6 protein-coding genes and 1 pseudogene are annotated in these 7,566 nt (G+C 47.4%); 5 read left to right on the top strand and 2 right to left on the bottom strand.

Annotated features, from left to right (window positions below; translation table 11 throughout):
* From RIE73_RS32370 to RIE73_RS32360, 3 genes and pseudogenes are all read left to right on the top strand, one after another.
* Positions 1–186: pseudogene (locus tag RIE73_RS32370) on the top strand (Rpn family recombination-promoting nuclease/putative transposase); the annotation flags it as partial.
* Positions 187–285: 99 nt separating this feature from the next.
* Positions 286–1,653 (top strand): glutathione-disulfide reductase, encoded by a 1,368-nt coding sequence (gor, locus tag RIE73_RS32365; RefSeq protein WP_446405078.1) that lies wholly within the window; start codon positions 286–288, stop codon positions 1,651–1,653.
* A gap of 136 nt (positions 1,654–1,789) precedes the next feature.
* Positions 1,790–2,344, top strand: a complete 555-nt coding sequence (locus RIE73_RS32360; protein WP_446405077.1) for a pentapeptide repeat-containing protein — start codon at positions 1,790–1,792, stop codon at positions 2,342–2,344.
* Positions 2,345–2,491: 147 nt separating this feature from the next.
* On the opposite strand, the gene RIE73_RS32355 is transcribed toward RIE73_RS32360, so the two are convergent.
* Positions 2,492–3,346, bottom strand: coding sequence for a pentapeptide repeat-containing protein (locus tag RIE73_RS32355; protein WP_446405076.1), 855 nt, complete (start codon positions 3,344–3,346; stop codon positions 2,492–2,494).
* A 112-nt stretch (positions 3,347–3,458) separates the two neighbouring features.
* On the opposite strand from RIE73_RS32355, the gene RIE73_RS32350 reads away from it, so the two are divergent.
* Positions 3,459–4,199, top strand: a complete 741-nt coding sequence (locus tag RIE73_RS32350) for a hypothetical protein (protein ID WP_446405075.1) — start codon at positions 3,459–3,461, stop codon at positions 4,197–4,199.
* 730 nt (positions 4,200–4,929) lie between these two features.
* Positions 4,930–5,916, top strand: a complete 987-nt coding sequence (locus RIE73_RS32345) for a glycosyltransferase (RefSeq protein ID WP_446405074.1) — start codon at positions 4,930–4,932, stop codon at positions 5,914–5,916.
* A gap of 118 nt (positions 5,917–6,034) precedes the next feature.
* Here RIE73_RS32345 and RIE73_RS32340 read toward each other — a convergent pair whose 3' ends face one another.
* Positions 6,035–7,513, bottom strand: coding sequence for a CoA-acylating methylmalonate-semialdehyde dehydrogenase (locus tag RIE73_RS32340; RefSeq protein WP_446405073.1), 1,479 nt, complete (start codon positions 7,511–7,513; stop codon positions 6,035–6,037).
* Between the last annotated feature and the right edge of the window lie 53 nt (positions 7,514–7,566).

The raw sequence follows: 7,566 nt of genomic DNA, 5'->3' as shown, positions 1-7,566 counted from the left end.
TACGCGATCGCGCAGTGGTGCAAGCAGGAGGGACATACACCATTGCTGATTCTTTGGCGTCAAATCCGAGCCGACTTATTAATGGCGATGGTAGAGAAACTCTTGGGGAAGACTTCTGATATCCAGGAAACTCCATCGGCTTCACTGAATAAAGCCATGGTGCAGAATGCGATCGCGTCTGAATAATTAATTGTAGGGGTTTGGTTTCCCAACCCCTGTTTGGGAGCGAGTAGGACGCAAGTCCTGTAATATCAGAGCAGAAGGTATCAGAATATTACACGAATTATGAGTTACGACTTCGATCTGTTTGTGATTGGTGCTGGTTCCGGCGGAATTGCCACAGCACGACGAGCAGCAGAGTATGGGGCAAAGGTAGGAGTTGCCGAATTCAGCCGTTTGGGAGGAACTTGTGTGAATCGCGGCTGTATTCCCAAAAAACTGATGGTGTATGCCTCTCATTTTCCAGAGGTGTTTGAAGAGGCGCAAGGGTATGGCTGGAGTCCTGTACAAAGCAGCCTCGACTGGCACAAAATGATTGAGGCGGTGCAAAAGGAACTCGATCGCCTGAATGGGGTTTACCTGCGAATGTTGGATAAGTCGGAGGTGCAACTGTTTCGGGGTTATGCCAAGTTTGTTGATCCTCATACGTTAGAGATTTTTGAGTCTCCCACCAGCGATACCGCATCGCAGAAAGTGAGTGCGGATAAGATTTTGATCGCGGTGGGTGGACACCCGGTTACGCCCAATATTCCGGGTATAGAACATGCGATTATCTCCGATGATATGTTCCTCCTCAAGGAGCAACCGAAGCGAGTGGTGATTCTCGGTGGTGGCTACATTGGTGTGGAATTTGCCTGTATTATGCATGGCTTGGGGTCTGAGGTAACTCAGATTATCCGCAAAGAGAAGATTTTGCGGGGGTTTGATGACGATATTCGCACGCAAATCCAAGAGGGAATGCAGCAACACGGTGTCCGGATTTTAGATAGTAGCGTACCGACAGCGATTGAGAAAGCAGGAGATGGATTAAAGGTTACAGTCTGCGGCAAGTATGAGGAAACGGTTATTGGAGATATCTTTCTCGCTGCTACGGGACGCAAGCCGAATCTCCAGAATCTAGGTTTGGATCAGGCTGGAGTTGATGTCTGTCAAGATGCGATCGCGGTGGATGAGTACAGCCGTACTTCTCAACCCCATATTTATGCCGTTGGCGATTGTACGGATCGGATTAATTTGACACCGGTTGCGATTAACGAAGGGCGTGCCTTTGCCGATACCGAGTTTGGCGGCAAGTCCCGGGTTATGAGTTATGAAAATGTCCCCTCGGCAGTATTTAGTACCCCAGAAGCGGCAACGGTGGGGTTAACTGAGGCCGAAGCTAGGGAAAAGCATGGCGATGCGGTGAAAATCTATCGCGCCCGTTTCCGCCCCTTATACCACACTCTGACGGGTCGAGAGGAACGGGTGATGGTGAAGTTAGTGGTTGACGAAGCTACCGATAAAGTGCTAGGAGCGCACATGGTTGGAGCATCGGCGGCGGAGATTATTCAGGGCGTCGCGATCGCGCTGAAAATGGGAGCGAAAAAAGCCGATTTTGATGCTACCGTTGGCATTCATCCCTCAACCTCTGAGGAGTTTGTTACCTTGCGGTGAACTACCTGCACTCCCAATAGGGGAAGCAGGGGAAGCAGGGGAAGCAGGGGAAGCAGGGGGAGAATAAATAAGGTTTGAACCCAAGGCGGTTGGTGAGACTTGGACTGTTAGAAAGCTGAGAGTAATAAATCAAATTATGAACCACAAGCGTCGAATTACTACCATTTTCCTGATGCTACTCTCACCTGTGGCTACAGTTAACGTCAACGCTGTAGCCACAGCAGCAACCCATCTCCTGAAAGAGGCAGATACAGTACGCCAATTGCTAGAAACCAATAGCTGTATGGGGTGTGATTTACGAGAGGTAAATCTAGAAGACGCTAAACTCAAAGGAGCCAACCTGCGAGGCGCTAATCTTAGGTTTGCTCAATTAAGCCAAATTGAACTCAGCCGTGCTGATTTGGTTAATGCTATTCTCAGACATGCCGACTTGATCAGCGCGTCTCTGGTGGATACCAACCTCAGTAATGCGGACTTGAGAGATACAAACCTGATTAATAGTTTTCTCACCCGCGCCAATTTAACGAATGCTCGATTAGAGAATGCCAATCTAACCAATGCTTATCTCAAAGGCGCAAACTTACAGGGCGCAAATTTGCAGGGGGCTAACCTAGACGGGGCTGACTGGCGAGATGCTATTTTATGCCAAACGACGTTAGCAGATGGTACGGTATCGAATCGAGATTGTTGATTCGTCATTGGTCATTTGTTTGTTGATTGTTCATGGTTCATTGATAATCCTCTTCCTCAGCTCCCCTTGCTCCCCCAGCTTCCCCAGCTTCCAGACGTAGCATGCTACGTCTCTACATTGCTCCTCCAGCTCCCCCTTCCCCATTGCCTAAAACAATTCTGGACGTGCCTCAACAGTATCCGTCACCACACAATTGGGAGCCGCTACCGTGCCATCAGCAAGCGTGGTTCGACATAACTGCGCTCCCCGCACATTGACACCTGTTGCTCCTCTGAGATCCGTTTCAATGAGTTTGGCTCCTGTCAAATTAGCGCCACTTAAATCAGCTTCACTGAGATTTGCCCCATTGAAATTGACATTGGTTAAGTCTGCTAATGTCAAATTGGCTCGGAAAAGATTCGTATTGCTTAAATCAGCACCTGTCATTCTCGCCGAGCTAAAATTCCCCAAACTTAGGGTTGATCCACTCAAATTTGCCCCATAGAGGATCACATAAGAGGCAAACGTACCGTCCAAGCTAGCACCAACGATTTGAGCGCCACTTAAATTGGTATCGTACAACCGAGCGCCGCGAAAATTAGCATTAACTAAAATGGCACGAGTCAAGTTAGCATAATCTAGCTTGGCATTGCTCAGATTTGCCCCGGTGAGATTGGCGGGAACTTCTGTGACAATTGCCCGACTCACCGATGTTTTCGGACTTAAGTTGGCAGCGCTGAGATCAACACCGCCTAAATTGGCACCTCTGAGGTCAGCCGATCGCAAATCACAACCGACTAAACTGGGTCGATTTTGCCGAGGCAAAACATACACTCGTTCCAGACGCCTGTCGTATTGAGTTCTTTGACTCAAATTGGCGCCGGGAGCTTGTCTGGCTCGCTGACATTGTTGTTGAAAGTCCTGCTCAAAGTTTTCGCGGAACTGGGCGTTAGCGGGTAGTGCTGCACCACCCAAACCGATGGCTAGGTAAAGTCCGAGGATTTTGATGATTGATCGAGACATATTATTACTCTGTAGGAGCGGGTTTTACTATCAAATGATAGATGATGTTGGGTCTTTTTTCTTTGTAGAGTAAGAGTGATAATCACTACAATGTGTACAAATTAACTGAACTATGGCAGCACAGCGTCAAAACAGTTCCTTTACCAACCCAATTAGTGATGCGATCGCGACAACCACTCAAGTCGCCACGTTTGCCACTCAGTTGGCAACCCAAGCTACACAATCAGCGGCTGATACGATTACGGCTGTAGGAGAAGCTGTTCGCCCTGCGGCTGTGCGATTCGTAGAACCAGGAACGGAAACCGTGGGTAAAATCGTGGCACCCATTGCTGAACATCCGCTGACGAAGTATGCGGCTAAAGTTCCAGGGATTAGCTTACTCGTTGCTGCACTGGGTCAAGTCGATTTGGAACAAGCTCAAAAAGATGTAGACAAGCTGCGCCAGGATTACCCCTTTGATACATCCGAACAGCTTGCTCATCGGATTATGGTGGATACGGCTCTCAAAGGAGGTAGGCTGGGATTAATCACTAACTTTATCCCGCCTTTGGCGTTGGCTTTATTTGGGGTTGAACTAGCAGCGGTTACCGCACTCCAAGCTGAGATGGTTTATCGCATTGCCGCCGCTTACGGATTTTCCCTAAAAGAGCCAACGCGACGCGGTGAAGTTCTGGCAATTTTTGGCTTATCTGTTGGGGGTTCCGGCGTTCTTAAAGGGGGGTTAAGTTTTGTGGAAATTCTTCCCGTCATTGGTGCAGCCGTGGGCGCTTCGAGTAACGCTGCGCTCATTTATTCCCTCGGATTTGTTGCCAGCCAGTTTTATGACGAAAAAAGAAATCCCTTGACTCGGTAGGAACGGCTAAAACGAGAAGGTAAGTAGTCGGACAAAAGAAAACGGCACGCTCCGGAGCCAGTGCAAGTAGATAGACCTCAAACCCTTACTGTTCCATGTTCCTTCCTGTTCCCTAATCTCAACCGTTAACTTTAATTGTGTCCACCCACTTATTTGTGTGTAATCAACAAGATTCGATAGGAGTGATCACTATCACTGGTAAATCCGTTTTTACCACACAGGAGTGGAAATGCAGATCACAACAATTGCCGCTATAAATTTCTACCCTAGAAGTGAAGCCCACATTTCGATTTAAGTATGTGCTGTCAATCCGAATGTGGGCGGCTGTCAGGGTTTCAGGGGTGCATCTGCACTTTCATGTTCGTTTAGGGTCTTTTTTAAGGCAGGGTGCATCTGCTTTCTCTAGTTTCCACCAATCCTCAGCAAAATGGGTAGAGTTACGATGAAATCTGACCCGCTGAATATAAAAATTTAGTAAAGTTTTAGATTTTCCCACCTGTTCGCCAATATCCCTGAGCCCAGACTATTTATCTACTAGGATAGGTAAACGTTTAGATCAATCCAAATGCCAGTCTACTCTGACAACAGACAGTGAACCGACAGGTGGGGTGGAGTTTTGCAAGTTTGCCACAAAAGGCGATGCGGTTCGCGGCTACTGGCGTTTTCTTGACCGTTCACCTTATCATATAATACTTATTCATTTGAGAATCTCAATGAGGCGATTGGTGTTTTGAGAACCCTTTACTTTTTAGTCCCTGGAACTTATGGCAAATTTGCCTGCGGAGGTCTGTGGGCGGAATTGAAAACCCTGAGTCTGGCAAAGCAGGTTTGCCCTGCGGAGGTTGTCACTTATCGTCAACGGGAAAAGGATACACTGTTTCTGGATGATTTGCTTAAGCAACAGGATTTCAATTCGGTTATTTTTGTGATCAGTTGGGGGTTTGATATTCCCAAACTGGTAGCAAAGCTTAAGTCCTATCCAATTATTTATCATGCCCATAGTGCTGGGTATCGATTTCAAATTCCAGCGCGTATCCCGATTATTACGGTTAGTCGCAATACCATGGGATATTGGGGACAGCGATCGCCTAATTCTTTAATCTACTATTTGCCCAATCATATTTCAGAAGACTTTCAGAATTTCCACCAAGAACGGGATATTGATGTGTTAGTGCAGGTACGGAAATCGTCTGAGTATTTACTCCAGGATTTAATACCGGAGTTACAGAAACATTGTCGGGTTAACGTTGTTGATTCCTACGTCGAGGATTTAGTGGGACTCTTCAATCGGGCTAAAGTTTATTTATATGATTCGGCTGAATATTGGGCGCAACAGAGAGTGAGTGAAGGTTTTGGATTGCAACCGATGGAAGCCCTTGCTTGTGGTTGTCAGGTTTTTTCCAGTGTGAATGGGGGATTATCGGATTATTTAGATCCGGGGTTTAATTGCTATAAAATTGCGGGATATTCTCAAGACTATGATATCAAACGCATTCTCACAGTTATAGAGAATCCGTCATTAAAGCCCCTAGATGAACAGGTTTTGGCTGAATACCGTTATGCAAATATTATCCGTCGCCTGAAAACAATATTGGCGGATATCAATGAGTTTTTTGACCACAGCCAAAATCAAGCGGGTACTATTCCCAGTTTAACCAAAACGCGGCTAGCAAAATTAATGTTCAAGAGACTTGTTGATAAGCTGTGGCAAACGTAGTTAATTTCATTATAATTTATAGTCTAGTCAGGTGCGTTACGCTTTGCTAACACACCCTACAATTTTGCTGTAAATTCCAGTCGCCAGAGTTCTTGATCATGATTAATTTAAGGTTCATTTAGAACTGACGTGACCAATCTTTAAACCAGCGTTCTACCACCACTTTTGTTTGAGTAAAAAACTCCACAGCCTGTCGCCCCTGTCCATGTAAATCCCCATAAAAACTATTTTTCCAACCACTAAAAGGAAAGAATGCCATCGGTGCGGCTACGCCAATATTAATGCCAATATTCCCCGCTTCGGCTTCATACCGAAACTGTCGCGCGGCGGCACCACTGGTGGTAAATAAACATGCCATATTCCCCCATTGACCCCCGTTGACCAACGCGATCGCGTCTTCAATGGTGTCGAGGTGCATTAAACTTAACACCGGACCAAATATTTCAGTTTGAGACAGAGAACTGTCGGGGTTGACATTTTCCAGAATTGTGGGTCGAATAAAATTCCCTTGCTCATAGCCGGAAATCTTTACCTTGCGCCCATCGACTAATACCTTAGCGCCTTCATCAGCGCCCTGTTGAATCAATCCCTCAATCCGGGTTTGACTATCACGGCTAATCACCGGTCCCATTTCCACCCCTTCATCCAACCCATAGCCAACCACACGAGTTTGAGCCGCAGACGCGATCGCATCGGTGAAACTATGCCGTGCTTCCCCCACGGTAACGGCTACAGACGCCGCCAGACACCGTTGTCCCGCGCAACCAAACGCGCTATCCGCCGCAATTCGAGTCGTCATTTCCATATCCGCATCCGGGAGAACAATCAGGGGATTTTTCGCCCCACCCTGACATTGCACCCGCTTGCCGTGGGCGGCACCTTTGCTGTATACATACTGTGCCACCGGGGATGATCCGACAAAACTAATGGCGCGAATTTGGGGATGTTCTAAAATCGCATCCACGACGGTTTTTGCCCCATTCACCAGATTGACTACCCCTTTAGGTAATCCCGTCGCTTCTAACAACTCAAACACCTTTTGCATCGTCAACGGCACTTTTTCCGAAGGTTTAACGATACAGGTATTCCCGCAGGCGATCGCGTAAGGTAGAAACCAGAAGGGAATCATCCCGGGGAAATTGAACGGCGCAATAATCGCTATTACTCCCACAGGTTGGCGAATCATGATTTCATCAATCCCTCGGGCAACATCTTCCAGGTTATATCCCTGCATCAGCATTGGAATCCCACAGGCGACTTCCACGTTTTCAATTGCCCGTCGTAATTCAGCTTTTGATTCCTTGAGGGTTTTGCCGCATTCCAGGGTAATTGTGCGGGCGAGTTCGTCTAAATTCTCGTCTAATAAACCCTTGAGCTTAAACAGATATTGAACTCGGGTTGGCGGGGGAATTCGACGCCAATCGGAGAACGCAACAGCCGCCGCCGTCGCCGCCATATCTACATCATCTTGAGGCGATAACGGGACTTGGGCTAAAACATCAACCGTAGCCGGATTAACCACATGAAGTGATTCCGTGGCGCTGGAGGGGCACCATTTGCCATTGATATAGTTCGGTAACAGATTTTTGAGATGCACCGTTGGTTCTCCAAAATGGGCGAGCAAGGGAAGTTGGGGGAGATGGGGAAGCT

Source organism: Coleofasciculus sp. C1-SOL-03 (assembly GCF_040220555.1).
GTDB lineage: Bacteria > Cyanobacteriota > Cyanobacteriia > Cyanobacteriales > Coleofasciculaceae > Coleofasciculus.
Note: the sequence above shows the minus strand (reverse complement) of the source record. Positions and strands in the feature narration are given on the sequence as shown.

Excerpts from the sequence above, each read along its gene's own strand:
- gor (WP_446405078.1), top strand. The coding sequence starts at position 286 with ATGAGTTACGACTTCGATCTGTTTGTGATTGGTGCTGGTTCCGGCGGA.
- RIE73_RS32360 (WP_446405077.1), top strand. The coding sequence starts at position 1,790 with ATGAACCACAAGCGTCGAATTACTACCATTTTCCTGATGCTACTCTCA.
- RIE73_RS32355 (WP_446405076.1), bottom strand. The coding sequence starts at position 3,346 with ATGTCTCGATCAATCATCAAAATCCTCGGACTTTACCTAGCCATCGGT.
- RIE73_RS32350 (WP_446405075.1), top strand. The coding sequence starts at position 3,459 with ATGGCAGCACAGCGTCAAAACAGTTCCTTTACCAACCCAATTAGTGAT.